At 73.9% G+C, this 22,676-nt stretch carries 21 protein-coding genes; 14 read left to right on the plus strand and 7 right to left on the minus strand.

What is annotated here, in order from left to right; translation table 11 throughout:
• Nucleotides 1–30 precede the first annotated feature (30 nt).
• From ACRYCC_RS29785 to ACRYCC_RS29820, 8 genes are all read left to right on the plus strand, one after another.
• On the plus strand, nucleotides 31–1,452 hold the full coding sequence (locus tag ACRYCC_RS29785) for a DUF2867 domain-containing protein (protein WP_433817043.1): 1,422 nt from the start codon (nucleotides 31–33) through the stop codon (nucleotides 1,450–1,452).
• The gene (locus tag ACRYCC_RS29790) at nucleotides 1,449–2,168 is read left to right on the plus strand and encodes a hypothetical protein (protein ID WP_433817044.1); all 720 of its coding nucleotides are present in this window, start codon (nucleotides 1,449–1,451) and stop codon (nucleotides 2,166–2,168) included. The genes ACRYCC_RS29785 and ACRYCC_RS29790 overlap by 4 nt, the downstream gene beginning before the upstream one ends.
• Nucleotides 2,169–2,219: 51 nt before the next feature.
• Nucleotides 2,220–3,365 (plus strand): glycerate kinase, encoded by a 1,146-nt coding sequence (locus tag ACRYCC_RS29795; protein WP_433817045.1) that lies wholly within the window; start codon nucleotides 2,220–2,222, stop codon nucleotides 3,363–3,365.
• Nucleotides 3,350–4,693 (plus strand): allantoinase AllB, encoded by a 1,344-nt coding sequence (gene allB / locus ACRYCC_RS29800; protein ID WP_433817046.1) that lies wholly within the window; start codon nucleotides 3,350–3,352, stop codon nucleotides 4,691–4,693. The genes ACRYCC_RS29795 and allB overlap by 16 nt, the downstream gene beginning before the upstream one ends.
• Complete coding sequence (gene alc, locus ACRYCC_RS29805; protein ID WP_433817047.1) at nucleotides 4,690–5,721, plus strand: allantoicase; 1,032 nt, start codon at nucleotides 4,690–4,692, stop codon at nucleotides 5,719–5,721. Before allB ends, alc begins: the two co-directional genes overlap by 4 nt.
• A 105-nt stretch (nucleotides 5,722–5,826) precedes the next feature.
• The gene (locus ACRYCC_RS29810) at nucleotides 5,827–6,624 is read left to right on the plus strand and encodes an SAM-dependent methyltransferase (RefSeq protein ID WP_433817048.1); all 798 of its coding nucleotides are present in this window, start codon (nucleotides 5,827–5,829) and stop codon (nucleotides 6,622–6,624) included.
• A gap of 209 nt (nucleotides 6,625–6,833) precedes the next feature.
• The gene (ald, locus tag ACRYCC_RS29815) at nucleotides 6,834–7,949 is read left to right on the plus strand and encodes an alanine dehydrogenase (protein WP_433817049.1); all 1,116 of its coding nucleotides are present in this window, start codon (nucleotides 6,834–6,836) and stop codon (nucleotides 7,947–7,949) included.
• 88 nt (nucleotides 7,950–8,037) lie between these two features.
• Nucleotides 8,038–8,637 carry a histidine phosphatase family protein gene (locus ACRYCC_RS29820; RefSeq protein ID WP_433817050.1) on the plus strand — a complete coding sequence of 200 codons (600 nt, stop codon included), beginning with the start codon at nucleotides 8,038–8,040 and terminating at the stop codon, nucleotides 8,635–8,637.
• 52 nt (nucleotides 8,638–8,689) lie between these two features.
• Here the strand turns inward: ACRYCC_RS29820 and ACRYCC_RS29825 are convergent, their stop codons facing one another.
• The 3 genes from ACRYCC_RS29825 to ACRYCC_RS29835 are packed head-to-tail and all read right to left on the minus strand — an operon-like array spanning nucleotide 8,690 to nucleotide 12,116.
• Nucleotides 8,690–10,978, minus strand: a complete 2,289-nt coding sequence (locus ACRYCC_RS29825) for a heavy metal translocating P-type ATPase (protein WP_433817216.1) — start codon at nucleotides 10,976–10,978, stop codon at nucleotides 8,690–8,692.
• A gap of 26 nt (nucleotides 10,979–11,004) precedes the next feature.
• Nucleotides 11,005–11,886: a DUF8832 domain-containing protein gene (locus ACRYCC_RS29830; RefSeq protein WP_433817051.1), complete on the minus strand. Its 882-nt coding sequence runs from the start codon at nucleotides 11,884–11,886 to the stop codon at nucleotides 11,005–11,007.
• Nucleotides 11,883–12,116: a heavy-metal-associated domain-containing protein gene (locus tag ACRYCC_RS29835; RefSeq protein ID WP_433817052.1), complete on the minus strand. Its 234-nt coding sequence runs from the start codon at nucleotides 12,114–12,116 to the stop codon at nucleotides 11,883–11,885. Before ACRYCC_RS29835 ends, ACRYCC_RS29830 begins: the two co-directional genes overlap by 4 nt.
• 154 nt (nucleotides 12,117–12,270) lie before the next feature.
• Between ACRYCC_RS29835 and ACRYCC_RS29840 the strand changes: the two genes are divergently transcribed.
• Nucleotides 12,271–12,570, plus strand: coding sequence for a metal-sensitive transcriptional regulator (locus tag ACRYCC_RS29840; protein WP_433817053.1), 300 nt, complete (start codon nucleotides 12,271–12,273; stop codon nucleotides 12,568–12,570).
• Nucleotides 12,571–12,597: 27 nt separating this feature from the next.
• Here the strand turns inward: ACRYCC_RS29840 and ACRYCC_RS29845 are convergent, their stop codons facing one another.
• The gene (locus ACRYCC_RS29845; RefSeq protein ID WP_433817054.1) at nucleotides 12,598–13,449 is read right to left on the minus strand and encodes an oxygenase MpaB family protein; all 852 of its coding nucleotides are present in this window, start codon (nucleotides 13,447–13,449) and stop codon (nucleotides 12,598–12,600) included.
• A 155-nt stretch (nucleotides 13,450–13,604) separates the two neighbouring features.
• Nucleotides 13,605–13,949 (minus strand): divalent-cation tolerance protein CutA, encoded by a 345-nt coding sequence (gene cutA, locus ACRYCC_RS29850; protein ID WP_433817055.1) that lies wholly within the window; start codon nucleotides 13,947–13,949, stop codon nucleotides 13,605–13,607.
• A 163-nt stretch (nucleotides 13,950–14,112) separates the two neighbouring features.
• On the opposite strand from cutA, the gene ACRYCC_RS29855 reads away from it, so the two are divergent.
• From ACRYCC_RS29855 to ACRYCC_RS29875, 5 genes are all read left to right on the plus strand, one after another.
• Entirely contained in the window at nucleotides 14,113–14,979 is an 867-nt protein-coding gene (locus ACRYCC_RS29855) for an NUDIX hydrolase (RefSeq protein WP_433817056.1), read from the plus strand.
• Complete coding sequence (locus ACRYCC_RS29860; RefSeq protein ID WP_433817057.1) at nucleotides 14,976–16,025, plus strand: molecular chaperone DnaJ; 1,050 nt, start codon at nucleotides 14,976–14,978, stop codon at nucleotides 16,023–16,025. The genes ACRYCC_RS29855 and ACRYCC_RS29860 overlap by 4 nt, the downstream gene beginning before the upstream one ends.
• Before the next feature lie 11 nt (nucleotides 16,026–16,036).
• Nucleotides 16,037–17,005 (plus strand): hypothetical protein, encoded by a 969-nt coding sequence (locus ACRYCC_RS29865; RefSeq protein WP_433817058.1) that lies wholly within the window; start codon nucleotides 16,037–16,039, stop codon nucleotides 17,003–17,005.
• A 131-nt stretch (nucleotides 17,006–17,136) separates the two neighbouring features.
• The gene (locus tag ACRYCC_RS29870; protein WP_433817059.1) at nucleotides 17,137–18,441 is read left to right on the plus strand and encodes an adenylosuccinate synthetase; all 1,305 of its coding nucleotides are present in this window, start codon (nucleotides 17,137–17,139) and stop codon (nucleotides 18,439–18,441) included.
• A gap of 51 nt (nucleotides 18,442–18,492) precedes the next feature.
• A complete protein-coding gene (locus ACRYCC_RS29875) occupies nucleotides 18,493–18,975 on the plus strand; it encodes an NUDIX domain-containing protein (protein WP_433817060.1) in 483 nt (160 codons plus the stop codon).
• Nucleotides 18,976–19,003: 28 nt separating this feature from the next.
• Here the strand turns inward: ACRYCC_RS29875 and atzF are convergent, their stop codons facing one another.
• Complete coding sequence (gene atzF, locus ACRYCC_RS29880; protein WP_433817061.1) at nucleotides 19,004–20,830, minus strand: allophanate hydrolase; 1,827 nt, start codon at nucleotides 20,828–20,830, stop codon at nucleotides 19,004–19,006.
• 438 nt (nucleotides 20,831–21,268) lie between these two features.
• Entirely contained in the window at nucleotides 21,269–22,519 is a 1,251-nt protein-coding gene (locus ACRYCC_RS29885) for an acyltransferase family protein (protein ID WP_433817062.1), read from the minus strand.
• Nucleotides 22,520–22,676: the final 157 nt, after the last annotated feature.

The raw sequence follows: 22,676 nt of genomic DNA on the forward strand, positions 1-22,676 counted from the left end.
CCTGGCGGGCCGCTGGGCATGGCGGTGAGCATGCGTGTACTCGTGACGGGGGCGACCGGCTACATCGGCGGCCGGCTGGTGCCGAGACTGCTGGAGGCCGGGGCGGAGGTGCGCTGCCTCGCGCGCGACCCCGCGAAGCTGGACGGTGCCGCGTGGCGGGAGCTGGTCGAGGTCGCCGAGGCCGACCTGTTCCACGGCACGGGCCTGGCCGCCGCGCTGTCGGACGTGGAGGTGGCCTACTACCTGGTGCACGCCATCGACACCGGAGCCGGCTTCGCCGCCCGTGACCGGGCGATGGCGCGGCGGTTCGCCGCGGCGGCGCGGGAGGCCGGGGTCGGCCGGATCGTCTACCTCGGCGGGCTGGGAGAAGCCGGGAAGGCCCGGTTGTCGGCGCACCTGACCTCCCGGGCGGAGGTCGGCAGGATCCTGCGCGAGGAGGGGGTGCCGACGGTCGCGCTGCGGGCCGCGGTCATCATCGGGACGGGTTCGGTGTCGTTCGAGATGCTGCGCTACCTCACCGAACGGCTGCCGGTGATGGTGACCCCGTCCTGGGTCCGCACCCGGATCCAGCCGATCGCCATCGACGACGTGCTGCGCTATCTCACCGAGGCGGCGAACCTGCCCGCCGGCGTCGACCGTGACTTCGACATCGGCGGCCCCGACGTCATCGACTACCAGGAGATGATGCAGCACTACGCGGCCGCCGCCGGGCTGATCCGCCGGCTGATCATCCCCGTGCCGCTGCTGAGCCCGTGGCTGTCCAGCCTCTGGGTGGGCCTGATCACCCCGGTCCCCGGGGCGATGGCCCGGCCGCTGGTCGACTCGCTGCGCAACGAGGTCGTCTGCCGGGACCGTGACATCGCGGAGCTGATCCCCGACCCGCCCGCCGGGCTGCTCGGGATCGACGAGGCGCTGCGCCGGGCGCTGTCCCCGCAGGCCCCCGCCTCCGACGTGCTGTCCACCGACCCCGGGTGGGCCGGTGGGGCCGAGCACTCCGCCGAGAGCCGGGCCACGGTGCGGGTGACACCGGAACGGCTGTGGCGGGTGGCGGCCGTCCTGGGCGGGGAGACGGGCCAGGCCGGCCCCGCCGCCGGGTGGAAGAGCCGGCTCACGGCCGGGCTCTTCGGCACCGGGCAGCCGCGGCCGACCTCGGCGGACGCTCCCGAGCCTCGGGTCGGCGACGTCCGGGGCATCTGGCGGATCGAGCGGGTCGAGGCGGGACGGTCGCTGCGGTTGCGGGCGGAGACGAGAATGCCCGGGGAGGCACATCTGGAGCTGCGGGTGGAGGACACCGACCCACCCGTCCTGGTCCAGCGGCTGGTCTTCCGGCCGCGCGGGCTGGCCGGGGAGGTCTACTGGCATCTGGCACGGGTGCTGCACACCCTGCTCTTCGACCGTCTCCTGCGCTCCGCCGCACAGCAGGAGCACCGCCTCCCGACTCTCACCGGATGATCCCTCCCTCCGCCCCCCGGGCGATCCGGAGCACGCTCCCCCGTGCCATCGGCGCCGTCGCGCTCCGAGGGCTGGCGTGCGGGCTCGCCGGCACCTCGGCGATGACCCTCACGGCCGCGCTCTACGCCCGGGCGCGCGGCGAGACCGATCGCATCCTCGACTACGACACCAGCGAGCACGTGGCGATCGCCGCGGCCACCGTGCTGCGGGTGCGGCCCCGCGGCGCCGCGGGCGAGCGTGCGCTGTTCCACCTGGTGCACTGGGGCTACGGCTCGGCGGTCGGCGTCGCCTACGAGGCGATCCGGCACGCCGTGCCCGGCCGCCCGGCGGCCGCGGCGGTCTTCTTCACCGGCTGCCAGACCATGGCCTTCGCGCTGTTCCCGCTGCTCGGCGGGACACCGCCGCCGTGGCGATGGCGGCCGGACGTCATCGCCGTCAGCCTGCTCCAGCACGCGATCTACGCCGCCACGGTCGATCTCACCGACCGGGCGTTCCGCCAGGCGGCCGGCGAGCAGCGGTCACGTTCCATATTTGCCGACCCGGCCGGCCCTGATTCCCCGGGTCGCGCGCGTAGAGTAATCGTGCGGGCAGGTCAGGGCCCTGCCTGGAGGCGCACGCCGCCGAGGAAACAGAGCGGCGTGCCGGTCTCCAGCTCCCGGACTCCTGCGATGTCGCCCGCGAAGGGCGGCCCGGCAGGTGTCAAATGGTGCCGATGAGGCTAGGCAGAAGCAACAATTCCACCCCCCGCGCGAAAGGTGATCACTTCGGTGTCCTCCCCTGGAGTGCCTCCCGACGGACACGTCCTCGTGTGCCCCGACAAGTTCAAAGGCTCGCTGACCGCCGCGGAGGTCGCCCGGCACCTCGCGGCCGGGCTGCGGCGCTCGCGGCCGGAGGTGCGGGTGGTGCTCCTGCCCGTGGCCGACGGCGGTGAGGGCACCGTGGAGGCGGCCGTCTCGGCCGGGTGGAAGCGCGTCGAGGTGGAGGTCTGCGGTCCCACCGGCAGGCCGGTGATGGCGTCCCTGGCGCTGGCCGAGGGCACCGCGGTCGTCGAGCTCGCCGAGGCCTCCGGCATGCGGCGGCTGCCCGAGGGGCGGTCGCACGCCCTGGGCGCCACCAGCATCGGCACCGGCCAGCTCATCGCCGAGGCGGTCCGGCTGGGCGCCCGGCGCATCGTGCTCGGCCTGGGCGGCAGCGCCTGCACCGACGGCGGGGCCGGCATCGTCCAGGCGCTCGGCGGGCGGCTGCTCGACGCCGCCGGCAAGTCGCTGCCGCCGGGCGGCGCCGCGCTGCGCGGCCTGCACGCCCTCGACCTGCGGGGCCTGATGGACCTGTCCACGGTGGAGGTCATCGTCGCCAGCGACGTGGACAACCCGCTGCTCGGCCGGGACGGCGCCGCCGCGGTGTACGGCCCGCAGAAGGGGGCCGCCCGCGAGGACGTGCGGATCCTGGAGGCGGGCCTGCGGCGCTGGGCGGATCTGGCCGAGGCCGCCTCCCGCCGGGCCGTCCGCGACAGAGCCGGCGCGGGGGCCGCGGGCGGCGCGGGCTTCGCCGCCCTGGCGTTCCTCGGCGCCCACGTCGAGCCGGGCATCTCCTACCTGCTCGACCTGCTCGGCTTCGCCGAGAAGGCCCAGGGCGCCCGGCTGGTGATCACCGGTGAGGGCTCGCTGGACACCCAGACGCTGCGCGGCAAGGCGCCCGCCGGGGTGGCCCGCGCCGCGGCCCGGGCCGGCGTGCCGGTGGTCGCGGTCGCCGGGCGGCGCGCGCTGACCGGCGAGCAGCTCCGCCGCACCCGCATCCAGGCGGCCTACACCCTCACCGACATCGAGCCCGACGTGGAGCGTTGCATGCGGCACGCCGGGCCGCTCCTCGAACAGCTCACCGTGGCCATCTCCGACGAGTGGCTGCCGCGCTAGACCTCTGGAGGCAGCAGGTGTTCGACCTGGTCGTGCGATCCCGGCGCGCCGTCGTGACCGGCGGCGAACGGCCTGCCGCGGTCGGCGTGCGGCATGGCCGGATCGCCGCGCTGGAGCCGTACGACGCGGTCCTGGAGACCGCCGCGGACGCGGACCTGGGCGAGGTCGCCCTGCTGCCGGGGCTGGTGGACAGCCACGTGCACGTCAACGAGCCGGGCCGCACCGAGTGGGAGGGGTACGCGACGGCGACCCGGGCGGCGGCGGCCGGCGGCGTCACCACGATCGTCGACATGCCGCTGAACGCCGTCCCGCCGACCGTGGACGTCGCCGCGCTGCGGCTCAAGCGCGCGGCGGCGGCCGGTCAGTGCTGGGTCGACACCGGCTTCTGGGGCGGCGCGGTCCCGGCCGCCCTGGGATCACTGCGCGACCTCCACGAGGCCGGGGTGTTCGGCTTCAAGTGCTTCACCTCCCCGTCCGGGGTGCCGGAGTTCCCCGCTCTGTCCTTTCCCGAGGTCGTCGCGGCGATGACGGAGATCGCCGCGTTCGACGGCCTGCTGATCGTGCACGCGGAGGACCCCGCGTCGCTGACCGAGCCGGCGGCGGGCGACGTCGGCTCCTTCCTCGCCTCCCGGCCGGCCCGGGCCGAGCTGGGCGCGATCTCCCGACTCATCGCGGGGGCGCGCGAGACCGGCTGCCGGGTGCACGTGGTGCACCTGTCCACCGGCCGGGCACTCCCGGCGCTGGCCGCCGCGCGGGCGGACGGGGTGCGCGTCACCGCCGAGACCTGCCCGCACTACCTGACGCTGTCGGCGGAGGAGGTGCCCGGTCCGGCCGCGACGGCGTACAAGTGCTGTCCGCCGATCCGGGAGGGCACCAACCGCGACGCGCTCTGGCAGGGGCTGGCCGACGGGGTGCTGGGCTGTGTGGTCTCCGACCACTCGCCCTGCACACCGGAGCTGAAGAAGGGCGACTTCGCCGAGGCCTGGGGCGGCATCTCCTCGGTCCAGCTCGGGCTGCCCGTCGTCTGGACGGCCGCCCGCGCCCGCGGGTTCGCGCTGGCCGACGTGGTGGGCTGGATGGCCCGCGGGCCGGCCGCGCTGACGGGCCTGCGGCGCAAGGGCCGGCTGGAGGTCGGCTACGACGCGGACCTGGTGGCCTTCGCCGACGACGAGACCTTCGTCGTCGACCCCGGAGCCCTGCACCACCGGCACCCGGTGACCCCGTACGCGGGCAGGGAGCTCAGCGGAGTGGTGCGCCGTACCTGGCTGCGCGGCGTCGCGGTCGACGGCGTGCCGCGCGGCGGCCTGCTCTCCCGGGGGGACGCGTGACCGGCTTCACCCGGCTGCCGGATCTGGCGGTCCGTACGGCCGGCGGCGCCGTGGTGGCGGCCAGCGACGAGTTCTTCGCCGAGAAGGAGAACCTCCTCAAGCCGGGGCCGTCGGTGTTCCAGCCGCACACCTTCGGGCACAAGGGCCAGGTCTACGACGGCTGGGAGACCCGGCGCCGCCGCTCCGAGGGCCACGACTGGGCGATCGTACGCCTCGGCATGCCCGGCGTGATCCGGGGCGTGGTCATCGACACGGCGCACTTCACCGGCAACTACCCGTCCCACGCGTCGGTGCAGGCCTGCGCGCTGGAGGGACATCCCGCCCCCGACGAGGTGGCCGCCGCCGACTGGGTCGAGATCGTGCCGCGCGGACCGCTCCAGGGCGACACCGCGCAGGCGTTCCCGGTGTCCGCTGAGCGCAGGTTCACCCATGTACGGCTGACGATCTTCCCCGACGGCGGGGTGGCCCGGCTGCGGGTGCACGGCGAGGTGGTGCCCGATCCGCGCCTGCTGGCCGGGCTGCCGCTGGACCTGGCCGCCCTGGAGCACGGCGGGCTGGTCACGGCCTGCTCCAACCTGTTCTACGCACGCCCCGACAACCTCATCTCCCCCGGGCAGGCCCAGGTGATGGGCGACGGCTGGGAGACCGCCCGGCGCAGGTTCACCGGGCACTGGGAGGAGTCCAACGACTGGGTGACGGTCCGCCTCGCCGCGCCCGGGGTCATCCGGCTGGCCGAGCTGGACACCACGCACTTCCTCGGGAACGCCCCGGGCGCCGCCGCCCTGCGCGGCCTGCGGCCGGGCGCCCCGCCCGACGACCCCGGGGCCTGGTCCGAGCTGCTCCCCCGCACCCGGCTCCAGCCGGACACCCGCCACCGGTTCGTGCTCACCGGCGCGGCCCCCGCGAGCCACGTGCGCCTGGACGTCTACCCTGACGGCGGCATGGCCCGGCTGCGCCTCTACGGCGACCTCACCCCGGACGGCGCGGCCGCACTGCTGCGGCGATACCGGGCCGCAGCGAACTTGTGATCATTAGATCTCGGGAAGCCCGGACACCCGGCTCGCTCGCTTATACGATCAACCCAGGTGAATAGGGGCTTCTGGGGCCCTTTGTGGCCGACTGGAGGACGCGGGATGGCCGAGGAATGGGCACCTCAGGGAATCGACGTCAGCAAGCCCAGCATCGCGCGGGCCTATGACGTGGTCCTGAAGGGCAAGGACAACTTCGAGGTCGACCGCGCCTTCGTCGCCGAGATCGTCAAGGTCGTGCCCGAGATCTACGACGTGGCGACCTACAACCGCGAGATCCTCGGCCGCGGGGTCCGCTTCCTGGCCGACCAGGGCATCCGGCAGTTCCTCGACCTCGGTTCCGGGCTGCCCACCGTGCAGAACACCCATCACGTCGCCCAGGACGCCGCTCCCGAGTCCCGGGTCGTCTACGTCGACAACGACCCGATCGTGCTGGCGCACGGCCGGGCCCTGCTGGCCGAGAACGACCGCACCACGGTCATCACCGCCGACCTGCGCGAGCCGCAGAGCGTGCTGGAGGACCCCGAGGTACGCAAGTTCATCGACTTCGACCAGCCCGTGGCCGTGATGCTCGTCGGCATCCTGCACCACCTCCATGACGAGGAGGACCCCCAGGGCATCGTCGACGCGTACATGAGCGCGGTCCCCTCGGGCAGTTACCTGTTCATCACCCACTTCTGCGACTCCAGCCAGGACGCCCGCGACGCCGAGGTGAAGTACCTGGCGCTGCTCGGCACCGGGCGGTTCCGCACCCCGGAGGAGATCACCGCTTACTTCGACGGGTTCGAGCTGCTCGAGCCGGGAGTGGTCGCGCTGCCGCTGTGGCGGCCGGACCAGCCCGTGCCGGAGGAGCTCACCGTCGGGCACCGCCTGATGTACGGCGGAATCGCGCGCAAGCCCTGAGCACTTCCGGCGGCAGGTGACCGCCCCGTTACACCGAGCCACCATTACGGGCGCCACCTGCTCTTACACCGTGTCATCAAGTAACCGCAGACCTATACAGCCTGCACATGGGCAAGGCCGCGATCCGGGCCGCACTCTGGAATGGACAGAGTTTCAGCCTGTTTCCAGGCCGGAGGCATGCCCAGCCGGCCCAGTCTGTGGAGGATCACGTGAAGGTCGGCGTTCCGCGCGAGATTAAGAACCACGAGTACCGGGTGGCGATCACTCCCGCGGGTGTGCACGAGCTCACCCGGCACGAGCACGACGTGTTCGTCGAGCGCGGCGCCGGGCTGGGATCCTCCATTCCGGACGAGGAGTACATCTCCGCCGGTGCCAAGATCCTCGACGCCGCGGACGACGTCTGGGCCGAGGGCGACCTGATCCTCAAGGTCAAGGAGCCCATCGCGGACGAGTACCACCGGATGCGCCAGGGCCAGACCCTGTTCACCTACCTGCACCTGGCCGCGTCCCGACCCTGCACCGACGCGCTGCTGGGGCGGGGCGTGACCTCGATCGCGTACGAGACCGTACAGCTGCCCAACCGGTCGCTGCCGCTGCTCGCCCCGATGTCCGAGGTGGCCGGCCGGCTGGCCCCGCAGGTCGGCGCCTACAACCTGATGCGCAGCAACGGCGGCCGCGGCGTGCTGCCCGGCGGCGTGCCCGGCGTGGCCCCCGCCCGCGTGGTGGTCATCGGCGGCGGCGTCTCCGGTCTCAACGCGGCGCAGATCGCCGTCGGCATGGGCGCGGACGTCACGATCCTGGACGTCAGCGTGGACCGGCTGCGTTACATCGACGCGATCTACCAGGGCCGGCTGAAGACCCTGGTCTCCAACGCCTACGCCCTCGAGCAGGCCGTGCTGGAGGCCGACCTGGTGATCGGCGCCGTGCTGATCCCCGGTGCGAAGGCGCCGACCCTGGTCTCCAACGAGCTGGTCTCCCGGATGAAGCCGGGCTCGGTGCTCGTGGACATCGCCATCGACCAGGGCGGCTGCTTCGAGGACTCCCGTCCCACCACGCACGCCGACCCGACCTACACCGTGCACGAGTCGGTGTTCTACTGCGTGGCCAACATGCCCGGCTCGGTGCCGAACACCTCGACGTACGCGCTGACCAACGTCACCCTGCCGTACGCGGTCGCGATCGCGAACAAGGGCTGGCGGCAGGCCCTCCAGGACGACCCGGCACTGGCCCTCGGCCTCAACACCCACGACGGCGCGGTCACCTACCGCCAGGTCGCCGAGGCCCACGGCCTGCGGCACGTCCCGGTGGAGTCCCTGCTGTCCTGAGCCCGCGCGCCCCGCATGAACGGCGCCCCCCGGTGGACCGACGGCGTTCCACCCCGGGGCCGCTTCGCCGGCCCGTAAGGTGATCCCCATGGGGGAGCTGATCATCCTGCGGCACGGCGAGACCGAGTGGAGCCGGGCGCACCGTCACACCGGCCGCACCGACCTTCCGCTCACCGGCCACGGCGAGGAACAGGCCCGTGCGGTGGCCCCGCTGGTGGCCGGCCGGGACATCGTGCGCGCCTTCACCAGCCCCGCGCTGCGCGCCCGGCACACCGCAGAGCTGGTGGGACTGGGCTCCGCCGAGCCCGATCCCGATCTGTGGGAGTGGGACTACGGCGGCTACGAGGGCCGGACCTCGGCGGAGATCCGCGAGGAGCGGCCCGGGTTCTACCTCTGGCGGGACGGGATCGTCCCCGGCGACGCCGCGCATCCGGGCGAGCCTGTCGAGCACGTCGGCTCGCGGGTCGACGCGGTGCTGGCCCGGGTCCGCCCGCTGCTCCCGCAGGGCGACGTGGCGCTGGTGGCGCACGGGCATCTGCTGCGCATCCTGACCGCCCGCTGGCTGGGCCTGGAACCGGCCGCCGGCCGGCTGTTCGCCCTGGAGACCGGCACCATGTCGACCCTCGGCACCGAGCACGCCCACCCGGTGATCACCTCCTGGAACGTCCCGCCCCACCTCCCCGCGTGATCATGCAATCGTTGGTCGAACGATTGCATGATCACGGCGTGCGGGGCGGGGTTCAGACGCCGGCGTGCTGAGGCGCGGGCTCCGCGGCGGCGGTGCCGGGGTGGGCGGCGGCCTCGCGCTGGATCCGGAAGCGGCGCAACCGCAGCGCGTTGACCACCACCGACACGCTGGAGAAGGCCATCGCGGCGCTCGCGATGAGCGGGTTGAGCAGGCCCGCGGCGGCCAGCGGCAGTGCGGCGAGGTTGTACCCGAACGCCCACGCGAGGTTCTGCTTGATGGTCGCCAGCGTGCGGCGGGAGAGCCGGATCGCGTCCGCCGCCGCGCGCAGGTCCCCGGAGACCAGTGTCAGGTCGGAGGCCTCGATCGCGACGTCCGTCCCGGTGCCGATGGCCAGCCCGAGGTCGGCCTGCGCCAGCGCCGGCGCGTCGTTGACGCCGTCGCCGACCATCGCCACGGTGCGGCCCTCGTCCTGCAGCCGGCGGATCACCGCGGCCTTCCCGGCCGGCAGCACCTCCGCGATCACCTGGTCGATGCCGACCTGGGCCGCCACCGCGCGCGCCGTCGCCTCGTTGTCCCCGGTCAGCAGGATGGGCCGCAGCCCGAGCGACTTGAGGGAGCGGATCGCCTCCGCGGAGCTGTCCTTGGGGGTGTCGGCCACCACGAACACCGCCCGGGCCGCGCCGTCCCAGCCCGCCACGACGGCGGTACGGCCGGCGGCCTGTGCCGCCTCGCGGGCCTCCTCGAGCGGGCCGGGCAGGCTCATCGCCCACTCGGCCAGCAGGGCGGGCCGGCCCGCGACGACCGCGTGGCCCTCGACGACCCCCTCGACGCCCAGCCCCTCACGGCCGGTGAAGTCCTCGGGTACCGGCAGCGGCCCGTCCCGGAGCGCCGCGGCGGCGACGGCCCTGGCCACGGGATGCTCGGAGGCGTGCTCCAGCCCGCCGACCAGCCGCAGCGCCTGCGCCCGGTCCACGCCGTCGGCCACCACCAGCTCGACCAGCTCCATGCGCCCCGTCGTCACCGTGCCGGTCTTGTCGAGCACGATGGTGTCGACCCTGCGGGTGGACTCCAGGATCTCGGGGCCCTTGATGAGCAGGCCGAGCTGGGCTCCCCGGCCGGTGCCGACCAGCAGCGCCGTGGGGGTGGCCAGGCCGAGCGCGCACGGGCAGGCGATGATCAGTACGGCGACGGCGGCGGTGAGCGCGAAGGCCGCGGGCTCTCCCGATCCCAGCCAGAAACCGAGGGTCGCCACCGCCAGCGCGATCACCACCGGCACGAACACCGCGGCGATGCGGTCGGCCAGCCGCTGCACCGGCGCCTTCCCCGTCTGGGCGTCGGTGACCAGCCGGGCGATCTGGGCCAGCGCGGTGTCGGCGCCGACCTTGGTGGCCCGGACGACCAGCCGCCCGCCGGCGTTGACCGTGGCCCCGGCGACCTCGTCGCCGGGACGTTTCTCCACCGGCCCGGACTCGCCGGTCAGCAGGGACTGGTCGACCGCCGAGGAGCCCTCCTCGACCACGCCGTCGGTGGCGACCTTCTCCCCCGGCCGGACCACGAACCGGTCGCCGGGGCGCAGCCGGCCGGCCGGGACCCTGCGCTCCTGACCGGCGGCGTCCAGCAGCGAGACCTCCTTGGCCCCCAGCTCCAGCAGCGCCTTCAGCGCCGCCCCGGCGCTCCGCTTGGCCCGAGCCTCGAAGTACCGGCCGGCCAGGATGAAGGTGATGACGACCGAGGCGACCTCGAAGTAGACGTGGTCCAGCCCCGCCGATCTGCTCGGCACGAGATCGAAGCCCATCCGCATGCCGGTCATGCCCGCGTCGCCGAAGAACAGCGCGGCCACCGACCAGCCCCACGCCGCCAGGGTGCCCACCGAGATGAGCGTGTCCATGGTGGCGGTCGCGTGCCGCAGCCCCCGCCAGGTGGCGCGGTGGAACGGCCAGCCGGCCCACCAGACCACCGGGGTGGCCAGCTGCAACGACAGCCACTGCCACTGGTCGAACTGCAGCGCCGGGATCATGGACAGCAGCAGGATCGGCAGCGACAGCACCGCCGCTCCGATCAGCCGGATCCGCAGTGCCCGCGCCGCATCCGGCTCATCGGGGACCGGTCGCCCGGACGGCGCCTGCCCGGCCTCGGCCGGTCCGGACTCGGGCGGTTCCGGGGCGGGCAGGGCGGCACCGTAGCCGGTGGCCTCGACGGTGGCGACCAGGTCCTCCGGGGTCACGGTGCCGGGCTCATAGGACACCGAGGCCGACTCGGTGGCGTAGTTGACCGTCGCCGCGACCCCGTCGAGCCTGTTGAGCCTGCGCTCGATCCGGGCCGCGCAGGACGCGCAGGTCATGCCCGTGATCGGCAGTTCCACCCGGTTCACCGGGTCACCTCCTGGGTGAACGCGGCCGTCTGCACCCGTCCGCGGTAGGAGAACTGGACCCACAGCCGGTACGATCCCGGGCTCGGGTAGTCGGTCATGAAGGTAAGCCTGTCACCATCTCCGGGATGTGTGTGCAGGTAGGCCAGGTCTCCGGCGCGCAACGCGACCAGATGTCCCCTGGCTCCCAGATAGGGGTCCAGCTCGGAGTCCACCGGGCGTCCCTGCGCGCGGACCTCGAACACCGGCCGTTGCTCCCGGCCGGCCAGGGGGGTGCCGCCGTCCCGCAGGGTCACCTCCAGCCCGTCCCGGGTGCGGGCGGTCGCCGCCGGTGCGGGCAGGTCCACCGGGTCGTAGGCTCCCGCGACGTCGAGGTCGGCGCCCAGCGTCAGGGCCCTCCCGCCGGTGCTGAAGTCGGCGAACACCCGGTAGGCACCGGCCCGGCGCAGGTCCGCCCGGCCGGTCCAGGTGCCGTCCTGCGCGAGCCCGGGGTGCAGGTGCTCGAAGGTCGCCAGGTCGCGGCGCGCGACGATCAGATGCAGGCGCTTGGTGTGGGTCTCGGCGAACTCACGGACGACGGCGCCGGACGGCCCGGTGATCCGGAACGTCAGGGTCTGTACCCCCTGGGGGTAGCGGGTGCGGTCCATCACCAGCCGGTAGCCGTCCTGCGCGATCTGCAGTCCGGGAAGCGGGCCGGCCGGTGCCGCCGCGGTGTGCCCGGCCGCCCCGTGTTCCGCCGTCTGATGCCCGGCACGTGCCCCGGCGGCACCCGCGGGGGCGACGCCACCGGCCGGGCCCGCGGCGCCGCCCACCAGGACGGCGGCGCCGAACACCCCGGACAGCGCCGCCGCGAACAGCGCCAGGCGCGCGGCGGCGTTCATCCCGTCACCACCCGGTAGCCGGCCTCGTCCACTGCGGCGCCGATGGCCTCATCGGTGAAGCCGTCTCCGCTCACCGCGACCCTGCCGGTCGCCAGGTCCACCTCGACCGCGGTCACCCCCGGCACGTTGCCGATCTCTTCCAGCACGGCCTCCCGGCAGTGCCCGCAGGTCATGCCGGCGACCGTGTAGACGCTCGCCCCCGCCGGGACGCCGTCGCGGGTTACGGACATGGAGTCCACCTCCACCCTCCGAGTTCACTACCCCTAGGGGGTATGGGTATCTATGTGAGGGAATCTAACATACCCCCCGGGGGTTCGCTATCCTGGAGGCGGTATCGACCATGAGATCCGGGTCACGACGGGGCGCCGGGGGCGGGGAGAGCAGATGACGACGAGCGAGACGCCCACACGCGGCTACACCGCGAGCAAGGACGAGCTGCAGACCCGGCTCCGGCGGATCGAGGGGCAGATCCGGGGCATCGGGAAGATGGTCGAGGAGGACCGCTACTGCATCGACGTGCTGACGCAGATCAGCGCTGTCCAGGCGGCGCTCGACAAGGTGGGGCTGGGCCTGCTGGACGGCCATGTCCGGCACTGCGTGACGACGGCCGCGCAGGACGGCAGGTCGGCGGAGATGTCCACGGAGCTGATGGCCGCGGTCGGCCGCCTCATGCGCCGCGGCTGATCCTGCCGCGCGCCGGAGGGCGGCCGGTCAGGACGCCAGCGCGATGGGCTGGGCGGTCTCGTGCTCGCGGATCAGCCGGCGGGCGCGCCTGGCGTCCGGAGAGTAGCGGAAGTGCGCCGGGATGAGGCGGGTGCCCTGGTAGAGGCCCTTCAGCGTCAAGGTGGCGGCGAAGTCCGCGGTCGGCAGGCCCGGCAGGCCGTACATCCGGCGGGCCCAGCGGGGCAGCGTCGCCACGGCCAGCGTGGCGATCCCCGGCGCGGCCAGCTTCAGCGGCAGCATCTGCCGGGGCACGTCGGGGTAGAACAGCCGCTTGAGCCCGTCCCGCGCCTCCTTGCAGGCCCAGACCTTCTTGCGCATCTCGTCGTAGTAGTCCTTCATCTCGGCCACCGAGGCCGGCACCGTCGCGGGGTCCAGGCCGACGACCTCGGCCGCCAGCCGCTGCTCGTCGACGAACCGGTCCGCGTCCTCGGCGGAGAGCGGCACCCCCGCCCGCCGGGCCACGTCGAGGTAGGAGTCCACCTCGCCCAGGTGGACCCAGAGCAGGTTCTCCGGGTCGTCGATCGCGAAGACCTCGCCGGTGCGCAGGTTGAGGCCGGTCATCTTCGAGTGCAGCTTGCGCACCCGGCGGCCCACCCGCTCGACCTCGTCGAGGGTTCCATAGGTACGGACGCGGACGAACTGGACGGTCCGCTCCAGCCGTGACCACGCGGCGTTCGGGTCCATCAGCTCGGAGTTCTGGGCCGTGCCCCACATGGACTGCGGGTGCAGCGCCTGCAGCAGAAGGGCGCGCAGCCCTCCCACGATCAGCACCGGCTCCCCCATGACCCGCCAGGTCACCGAATCGGGGCCGAACAGCCCATAATCCTCGTCCACGGCCATCCCCCACTTTCCGCTGGACGGCGTCCGGCGTTCCGCGGCGCGGCGACAGGCACCGCGCCCGGTAAGCAGCAGCTTATCGAAGATTTGTGGCCGTTGTCACATGCCTGAAACCTAATAGGGGTATGTGTCCGGTTCTGGCCGCCCGTCCACGGCCCTCAGAGCAGGTCCTCGTCCTCCCCGGACTCGGTCTGCTCGGTCACCCAGCCGAGGTAGTCGGCGCTGCCGGCCACCACCGGCGTGGCGATGATCTCCGGGGTGTCGTAGGAGTGCTGTTCGGCGATCAGCGTGGCGAGCTCCTCGAACCTGTCGAGGGTCGTCTTGAACACCACCATCCACTCCTCGGCCGACTCGATCTCGCCTTCCCACCAGTAGGTGCTGGCGATGGGGCCGATGAGCTGCGCACAGGCCGCCAGCCGCTCCTCGACCGCCGATCGGGCCAGGGTCGCCGCCTCCTGCCGTGAGTCGATGGTCGTGGTGACCTGAACGTAGGCCTGATCCATGGGACGGCTCCTTCCCCCGCCGACTGATCGTAGTCGCGCGGCAGGACCCCGCGGCGGTTAACCGCTGGACAGCTCGCACCACTCTGGCGTAGGTTGTTCTCAGATTGAGTTAGACTCATACTGAGAACTCAAACGGACCCAGTATCCGGACCGGAAGGACGCCATGACCTCGGACCACCGCCGTGACGCGGAGGGCCCGGCCGCCCCGCAGCCCCCCGGCGACGAGCGGGCGTTCCTGAGCGGTTACGACCCGCGGGCCTACGACCCGGTCGCGGTGACCGTCGACGTGGTGGCGCTGACGATCCGCGACGGCGTGCTGCACGTGCTACTGATCCGCCGGGGCGGCCCTCCGTACGCGGGGATGTGGGCGCTGCCCGGCGGTTTCGTCCAGGTCTCCGCCGAGGAGGATCTGGCGCACGCCGCCGCACGGGAGCTGGCCGAGGAGACCGGCCTGCGCGCCGAGACGGATTCGCCGCAGGACCTCGGCCGGGTGCATCTGGAGCAGCTGGGGACCTACGGCGCGCCGGGCCGGGATCCCCGCATGCGCGTCATCTCCGTCGCCTACCTGGCCTTCGGGCCCGAGCTGCCCGACCCCCGGGCCGGCAGCGACGCCGCCGCCGCGGAGTGGGTCCCGGTGGACGCGCTGGGCCTGCCCGACGCACCCGGGGCGGGGCAGCGCCCCGGCACCACCCGCAGGCTCGCCTTCGACCACGCGCGGATCCTCGCCGACGGACTCGACCGGGCCCGGGCCAAGCTCGAGTACACCCCGCTGGCCACGGCGTTCTGCGCGCCGGAGTTCACGATCCCCGAGCTGCGCGCGGTCTACGAGGCGGTCTGGGGCGAGGAGCTGCACGCCGGCAACTTCCACCGCAAGGTCCTGTCGGTGCCCGGCTTCGTGGAGAGCACCGGCGCGACCACCGACCGGGGCGGCCGCCGCGGCGGTCCCCGGCCCCGGCTCTACCACGCCGGCGACGCCCGGCTGCTGCATCCCGCCCTGCTCCGGCCAGGCCGGGAGGAGGAGATCAGATGACCCGTTCCACGTCCGATGCCCGCGCCGAGGAGGCGATGGCCCGGCTGCGCCGCGCCCGTACCCCCGCCGACCTGTTCGGCACCGATCCGGACCGGGGCCGCCGCGTCTACCGCGAGCTGGCCCGGCTGCTGCACCCCGACACCTCCGGCGGCCGGACGACCCACGCGTTCGCCGAGCTGACGGCGCTCTGGCAGGCCTACGACCAGGGCACCACCCTGAACATCAGGACGCGGTACCACGCGTACGGCGTGGGCGACCGCGCGGCCCGCGGCGACCTGGCCGATCTCTACCGCGTGACCATCGGCGCGCCCGGCCACGAGCGGACCGCGCTGCTCAAACTGCCCCGCGACCCGGCCTGCAGCGATCTGCTGGAGCGCGAGGCGGTGGCGCTGCGCCAGCTACCGCAGGACGGTGAGGGCCGCTTCCTGCCGTACGTGCCCCGGCTGATCGAGTCGTTCCGGCACCGCGACGCCGCCACCGGCCGGTGCCGTACGGCCAACGTCGTCACCGCCGCCGACGGCTTCTTCTCGCTCGCCGAGGTGCGCGCCGCCCACCCTGGCGGCGTCGACCCGAGGGACGCGGCCTGGATGTGGCGGCGGCTGCTGGTGGCGCTGGGCTTCGCCCACGGGGCCGGGGTGCTGCACGGGGCGGTGCTGCCGGAGCACGTGCTCGTCCATCCGGAGCTGCACGGGCTGATGCTCGTCGACTGGTGCTACTCCGTGCCCGGCTGCTACGCGGCCACCGACCCGAGCCGCCGGGTGCCGGCACTGGTGGACCGCTACGCCGACTGGTACCCGGCCGAGGTCACCGCCCGGCGGCCGGCCAGCGCCGCCACCGATCTCGCCATGGCGGCCCGCTGCCTGCTCCACCTGATGGGCGGCCTGGCGCCCAGGCCGTTGCGGCTCTTCGCCGAGGGCTGCCTGCTCACCGCCCAGGATCGGCGCCCCGACGACGCGTGGCGGCTGCTCCAGGAGTTCGACGACGTCCTGGAGCGGCTCTACGGCCCGCGCCGATTCCGCCCGTTCACGATGCCCGACCCGCTCTGAGAGGAACCCCCATGGGAAGCGGAACCTGGTCCACCGACGTCTACGACGCCGCGGCGAGCTACCGCGCGGCCACCGGCGCCAGCCCCTTCGCGCACAGCGACGGCGGCGCCACCCACGTCCACCCCGACCTGAACCCGTTCGGCGTCGCCGCCCGGGAGAGCCGCGACTCCGCCGAGCACCCGGAGTCGGTGCCCGTCGCGGTGCTGTTCGACGTCACCGGCTCGATGGGCGGGGTGCCGCGCACCCTGCAGGCCAAGCTGCCCGAGCTGCTCGGCCTGATGCTGCGCAAGGGCTACGCCGAGCACCCGCAGATCCTGTTCGGCGCGGTCGGCGACGCCACCTGCGATCGCGCCCCGCTGCAGATCGGCCAGTTCGAGTCCGACAACCGCATGGACGACGACCTCGGCAAGATCCTGCTGGAAGGCGGCGGCGGAGGTCAGATGACCGAGTCGTACGAGCTCGCGATGTACTTCATGGCCCGGCACACCTCGCTGGACCGGCTGGACAAGCGCGGTGAGCGCGGCTACCTGTTCATGATCGGCGACGAGCTGGCCTACCCCCGGGTCAAGGCCCGCGAGGTCCGCCGGATCATCGGCGACGAGCTCACCGAGGACATCCCCATCGAGGCCATGGTGGCCGAGCTCAGCCGGTCCTGGGAGCTGTACTTCATCATCCCGGCGGGCGCCCACTACGCCGCCGACGAGCGGCTGCTGCGGTTCTGGCGGCGGCTGCTCGGCCAGCACGTCCTGCAGCTCGACGACCCGGGCGCGGTCTGCGAGACCATCGCGCTGACCGTCGGCCTGGCCGAGGAGGCCATCGACCTCGCGGAGGGGCTCGACCATCTGCGCGAGTTCGGCTCCGACGCCGGCGCGTCGGTCTCCCGCGCGCTGGCCCGGGTGGAGACGCCGGCGGCCGTCGCGGTCTCCCCCTCCCCCACCGGCCTCGACGCGCACACCGCCGACCAGGTCACCCGCCTCTGAACCGCCGCTCCCGGCCTCCCGCCGTGATCACGCAATCGATCGTCGAAGGATTGCATGATCACGACGGGAGGGATCGCGGGACGAGATCGCGGGGTGAGAGGGGCCGGGGACGAGACGGCGGGAGGTGCGAGATGGGACACGTGATCGTCGCCGATCTGGGGTTCGGGGACGCGGGCAAGGGCACGATCGTGGACTGGCTCTGCGCACGGGGGCCAGAGCCGGTCGACGCCGTCGTCCGGTTCAACGGCGGGGCGCAGGCGGCGCACAACGTGGTGACGGCGGACGGCCGGCATCACACCTTCGCGCAGTTCGGCTCCGGCACGTTCACCCCGGGCGTGCGGACCCATCTGTCCCGGTTCATGCTGGTCGATCCGCTGGCGCTGGCCGCCGAGGCCCGGCACCTGGACTCCCTCGGCGTTCCCGGCGCGCTGGACCGGCTCACCGTGGACGGCGACGCGCTGCTGACGACGCCGTACCACCGGGCCGCCAACCGGGCCCGCGAACTCCGCCGGGGAGACCGGCGGCACGGCTCCTGCGGCATGGGCATCGGGGAGACGGCGGCGTACGGCCTCGCCCATCCCGGGCAGGCGCCCCGGGCCGGGGATTGCCGCTCCCCGGCCCGGCTGCGCGGGGTGCTGGCCCGGCTGCGCGGCCGGATCCGCCGGGCGTTCCCCGAGGCCCGCGCGGAGCTTCCCGGCGTGGACGAGTGCGTGGACGCCTTCCTGGCGTTCGGCGAGCGGGTGCGCATCGTCGACGGCACCTATCTACACGGGCTGCTGCGGAACGGCAACGTCGTCTTCGAGGGCGCCCAGGGGGTGCTGCTCGACGAGTGGCACGGCTTCCATCCCTACACCACCTGGTCGACGACGACGTTCGCCAACGCCGAGACCCTGCTCGCCGAGGCCGGCCGGACCGCCCTCCGGCTCGGCGTGATCCGTACGTACCAGACCCGGCACGGCCCGGGCCCCTTCCCGACCGAGGACCCGGCGCTCACCGCGGAGCTGCCCGACGCGCACAACGGCACCGGCGCCTGGCAGGGCGTCTTCCGCGTCGGCCACCTCGACGCCGTGGCGCTGCGCTACGCGGTGGAGGTCTGCGGCCGCGTCGACGCCCTGGCGCTGACCCATCTGGACGTCGCCCGGGCCCGCCCGGATCTGCGGGTCTGCCGGGCCTACGAGATCGGGGGCAGGACGGTCGGCCGGCTCACCCCGAGGCCGCCGGGCGACCTCGGCCGCCGGCGCCGGATGACCGAGCGCCTGCTCACCGCCCGGCCGGTGTACGAACCCGCGGACGACGGCCGGCATGCCGACCTGCCGGCGGCCATCGAGACGATGCTCGGGATCCCGGTGGCGCTCACCTCCACCGGCCCCGCCACCACCGGCAAGCGGCAGCGGCGGCCCCTCCGCCGGGTCCGCCCGGCCGCCCCGGCCCCCTGACCGGGCCCGGAGTGGAGCACCCGGGCCACCTGGTCGTTACGCTCGTGACCCATGGCCGAACAAGTGTGGCTGCCTCCGGCGGAGTGGTACGCGTCCCTGCCCGGCGTCCTCGTCGCGGCGGGCGGGCTGATCACCGGTTCGTCCGGGAACGTGCTGCTGGTCAAGCCGGGCTACCGGGACGACTGGGGATTTCCCGGCGGGATGGTGGACGAGGGCGAGCCACCGGACGAGGCGTGTGCCCGTGAGGTGTTCGAGGAGGTCGGGCTCTCGGTGACGCCCGGGCGGCTGCTCGTCGTCGGATGGACCCCGCCGCTGGGCGTCCGGCTCCGCCCGATGCTGTACCTGCTGTTCGACTGCGGCACCGTGCCCGACGACGTCCCGATCCGGCTCCAGACGGAGGAGCTGGACGGCCACGCCTTCCTGCCGCCGGACGAGGCCACCGCCCGGCTGGAGCCGCTGGTCTCCCGCCGGCTGCCGGCCGCGCTGCGCGCCCGCGCGAGCGGCCAGGCCGAATACCTCGTCACCGCTCCGTAGCCGCCCGGCGCACCGCCCGGTCCGGCGGTCAGGACAGCTGGGTGAGGCCGGTCTCGTCGCGGGAGCCGAGGTAGCCGGGCCAGCTGCCGTGCCGGCTGATGTCGGTGGCGCCGCCGACGGCGTACGACTCGCACAGGAAGCCGTGCACCTCCCGGCCGTCGGCCAGCTCGATTCTGCCCAGGGTCAGCGGCGCGGGGATCCTGGTCAGCAGGGTGCCCAGGGCCGACGGGCTCAGCGCGTACAGCTCGACTTCGACCGACGTGCCGTCGTCGGCGGCGCGGACCAGGCCGGGCCGGGGCAGGTCACCCCCGGGCAGGGCGTACAGGCGGTACGAGGGGGCGGTCGCGGCGGTCCCCCTGGTGACCGCGCCCAGCTCGGTGAGCTGGGAGTTGAGGGGCTGGCCGCTGCGGTGCGCGCCGACGACCGCGAGCAGCGGCTCGGCCGGGGCCGGGGCCTGCGCGTCGTCCTCGGCGGTCCCGGTGCGGGCGTGGAAGGACGCGGCCAGCCCGGCGAGCAGCGCGTCGCTCCCCGCCGGGGCGAGCAGGCTGATCCCGTGCGGCCGCCCGATGGCGGTGGTGCCGCCGGGCACCGCGACGGCGGCGAGGTCGAGCAGGTTGGCGAAGGTGGTGTACCGGCCGAGGGCGGCGTTGCGGCCGATCGGGTCCTCGGCCAGCTCCGCGACGGTGTAGGTGGTCGGCACGGTCGGCACCACCAGCACGTCGATCTCCGCCCAGGTCCGGCCGGTCCGCGCCCGGAGTTCGTGCAGCCGGTGCAGCCCGGTGAAGGCCTCGACCGCGCTGAGGGAGTCGCCGCCGTACAGCACCCGCCGGGTGACCGGGTGCACCTCCTGGGGGGAGTCCCGCAGCATGGCGCCCACGGTGGTCAGCCGCTCGGCCAGCCACGGCCCGCCATAGAGCAGGCGTCCCGCCTCCAGGAAGGGGTCGAGCTCGACCGGCACCAGCCGGTGACCGAGGCCGGCGAGCTCCTTCACGGCCTGGGCGAAGGCGACGGCGGCCGCGGCGTCGCCGAAGAACTCGGGGCGGCGCGGGATCCCCAGGCGCAGGTGCCCCACCCGCGGCGGGGTCGCGGCGGGCACCGGGAGGGCGCGCGACCACGGGTCGGCCGGCTCGTGCCCGGCGATCACCGAGAGCACGGCCGCCGCGTCGGGGACCGAGAGGGCGAAGACGCTCGGGCAGTCGAGGGAGGCGCAGGCGGGCACCAGGCCGAGCGTGCTGACCAGGCCACGGCTGGGTTTGATCCCGACGGTGCCGGTCATCGCGGCGGGGACCCGGCCGGAGCCGGCCGTGTCGGTGCCGATGGCGAAGGCGACCAGCCCGGCGCCGACCGCGACCGCCGACCCCGAGCTCGAACCGCCGGAGATCAGGCCGGGCACCAGCGGTGACTCGCACGTGCCGTACGGGCTGCGCGTGCCCGACAGCCCGGTGGCGAACTGGTCGAGGTTGTTCTTGCCGACCAGCAGCGCGCCCGCCGCCTCCAGCCGGCCCACCAGCGGCGCACTGCGCGCGGGGGTGTAGGCGTAGGCCGGGCAGGCGGCCGTGGTGGGCATCCCGGCGACGTCGATGTTGTCCTTCACCGCGAACGGGATGCCGTAGAGCGGCGGCCGGTCGTCCGGGTCGGGCCAGCGGCGTTCCAGCGCCTCCGCCTCGGCCCGCAGGTCGGTGGCGGAGCGCAGCGAGATCCAGACATGGTCGTCGCCGCGGGCCGCGATGCGGTCGAGGATTTCGCCGATCACCTCGGCGGGGGTGAGGGTGCCGTCGCGGTAGTGCCGGGCGAGCCCGGCGAACCCCAGCGTGCCGACGGTGCCGCGGACGAGGTCCTCGGGCTGCGTGCTCATCGGTGTTCTCGTCCCCCAGCGTCTAGGAGCAGCGCGCCTTCGCGGCCTCTGTGATCACGGTAGTCGCCGGCGTGGTGCCGCCGGTGGGAAACCGGCGGTTCCGGAGATTCCGCGGCTGCCGCCGCGATCTTGCGCCCGGGGGTCGGTTGCGGGCGCAAGATCGCGGCAGCGGGCGCGGAGAGCAGAGGCGCCACCCTCCGAGCCCGGCTCGATGACCTGAAGACCTGGGCGGGGGGCCGTCACCGTGGTGGCCGGCGACGGTCCGTCGGCAGCCGCCATCGCTGTCGATTGTCGACCAAGCCGCTGCCGATATGGTGCCCCATCCATGCTGTGGACACTAAGAATTCCGTGTTTCGACGTCTCTCGTTGCGTGTTACATCGATGTGTCCAGGAGCTCACCGGCGGAGACTCCGGGCATCCGGGCAGGTCGGGGGCGGTTCAGCCACCGCTCCGCACGGGCACCGTCCGGCCGTCGCGGCCGGATCCGGCCGCGACGGCCCCGCCTCTCTCGCCCCCGTCCCGGCCGGACACGTCCCGCCCGGTCTCGACCCGCCCGGATTCGACCCGCCCGGATTCGTTCCGGCCGGACTCGTTCCGGCCGGACTCGTTCCGGCCGGACTCGTGGAACATCCAGTCCAGCCGCGGCTCGACCACCCACCGGAACACCGAGCGGACGGGGGCGGTGGTCAGCGCGACGGTGAGGGCCACGCAGCCGAGCGTCACCTCCAGCACCTGCCAGCCGGAGATCCGGTAGTACCAGTCCTGGTAGGACAGGTAGAGCGTGACGAACCCGTGCAGCAGGTAGGCGTACATCGTGGCGGAGCCGAGCCTGGTGAACCGCGTGCGCCGGGCGGGCACCACGGCCAGGAACGCGGCCGTCAGCACGGCGGCGGCGGCCAGCGCCAGGAGGCGGAGGCCGACCCCGGCCGGCGCGCCCACCCCGAGCTGGGCGAAGCTGCGCCGCCAGTGGATCCACTCCGGGTCGACGCCGGAGGTGAACGCGTAGGCCGCCGCCGCGCCGGCCAGCAGCACGAGCGCCCCCGCGATGCGCGCGCCGCGCCGCCGCAGCAGCGCGAAGTGCTCCGGGCCGGCGAGGAGCCCGGCCACGAAGAACGGCAGGAACGACAGCACCTGGGCGGCGTTCAGCATGCTCGGCAGCGTGCAGAACCCGGCGATCAGCGAGATCACCAGGGCGACCGCCATCGGGTGGCGCAGCTGCCGCCACAGCGGCACCGACAGCCGCCAGGCCAGCAGCGCGGGCAGGAACCAGGTCAGGTAGTACGGCTCCAGCGGATCCCAGCCCACGTGCCGGCCGGCCAGCAGCCCCGCGTACAGCGGGTAGGCGATGCTGAAGACGACGTACGGCACCACGATCCCGGCGGCCAGCTTGCGGGTGCGTCCGCGCGCCCGGCCGAAGCCACGCGAGAAGTACCCGCACATCACGATGAAGACCGGGAGATGGAAGGTGTAGATCAGCAACTGGGCCGCAGCCAGCGTCCGCCCCCCGATCCCGGCGCCGCGCAACGGCTCCCAGGCGTGCCCGATCACCACCAGGACCACCGCCAGGAACTTGGCGTTGTCGAAGTAGGGATCACGTCCGGCCGCGCGCTCCGGCCTCGCGCGGGTCTCGGCAGGGACAGGAGCTGCGGTGGTGGTCACGTGGGGCACCCGGGGGTCGAGGGACAGCATGCTGGGACAGTCAACCCAATGCCCCTGGAAATCGGATCAACACCCGCCCAACGTTCGATGACATCTCAAGCCGGGCGGAACCCGGGGACGGCGGGGGCCCGGGGGTCTCGCCGCGGGCGGTCCACCGCGGTGCGGGATAGGGTCGGCGACGCGAGTC

Source organism: Actinomadura scrupuli (assembly GCF_050971785.1).
Taxonomy (GTDB): Bacteria; Actinomycetota; Actinomycetes; order Streptosporangiales; family Streptosporangiaceae; genus Actinomadura_E; species Actinomadura_E scrupuli.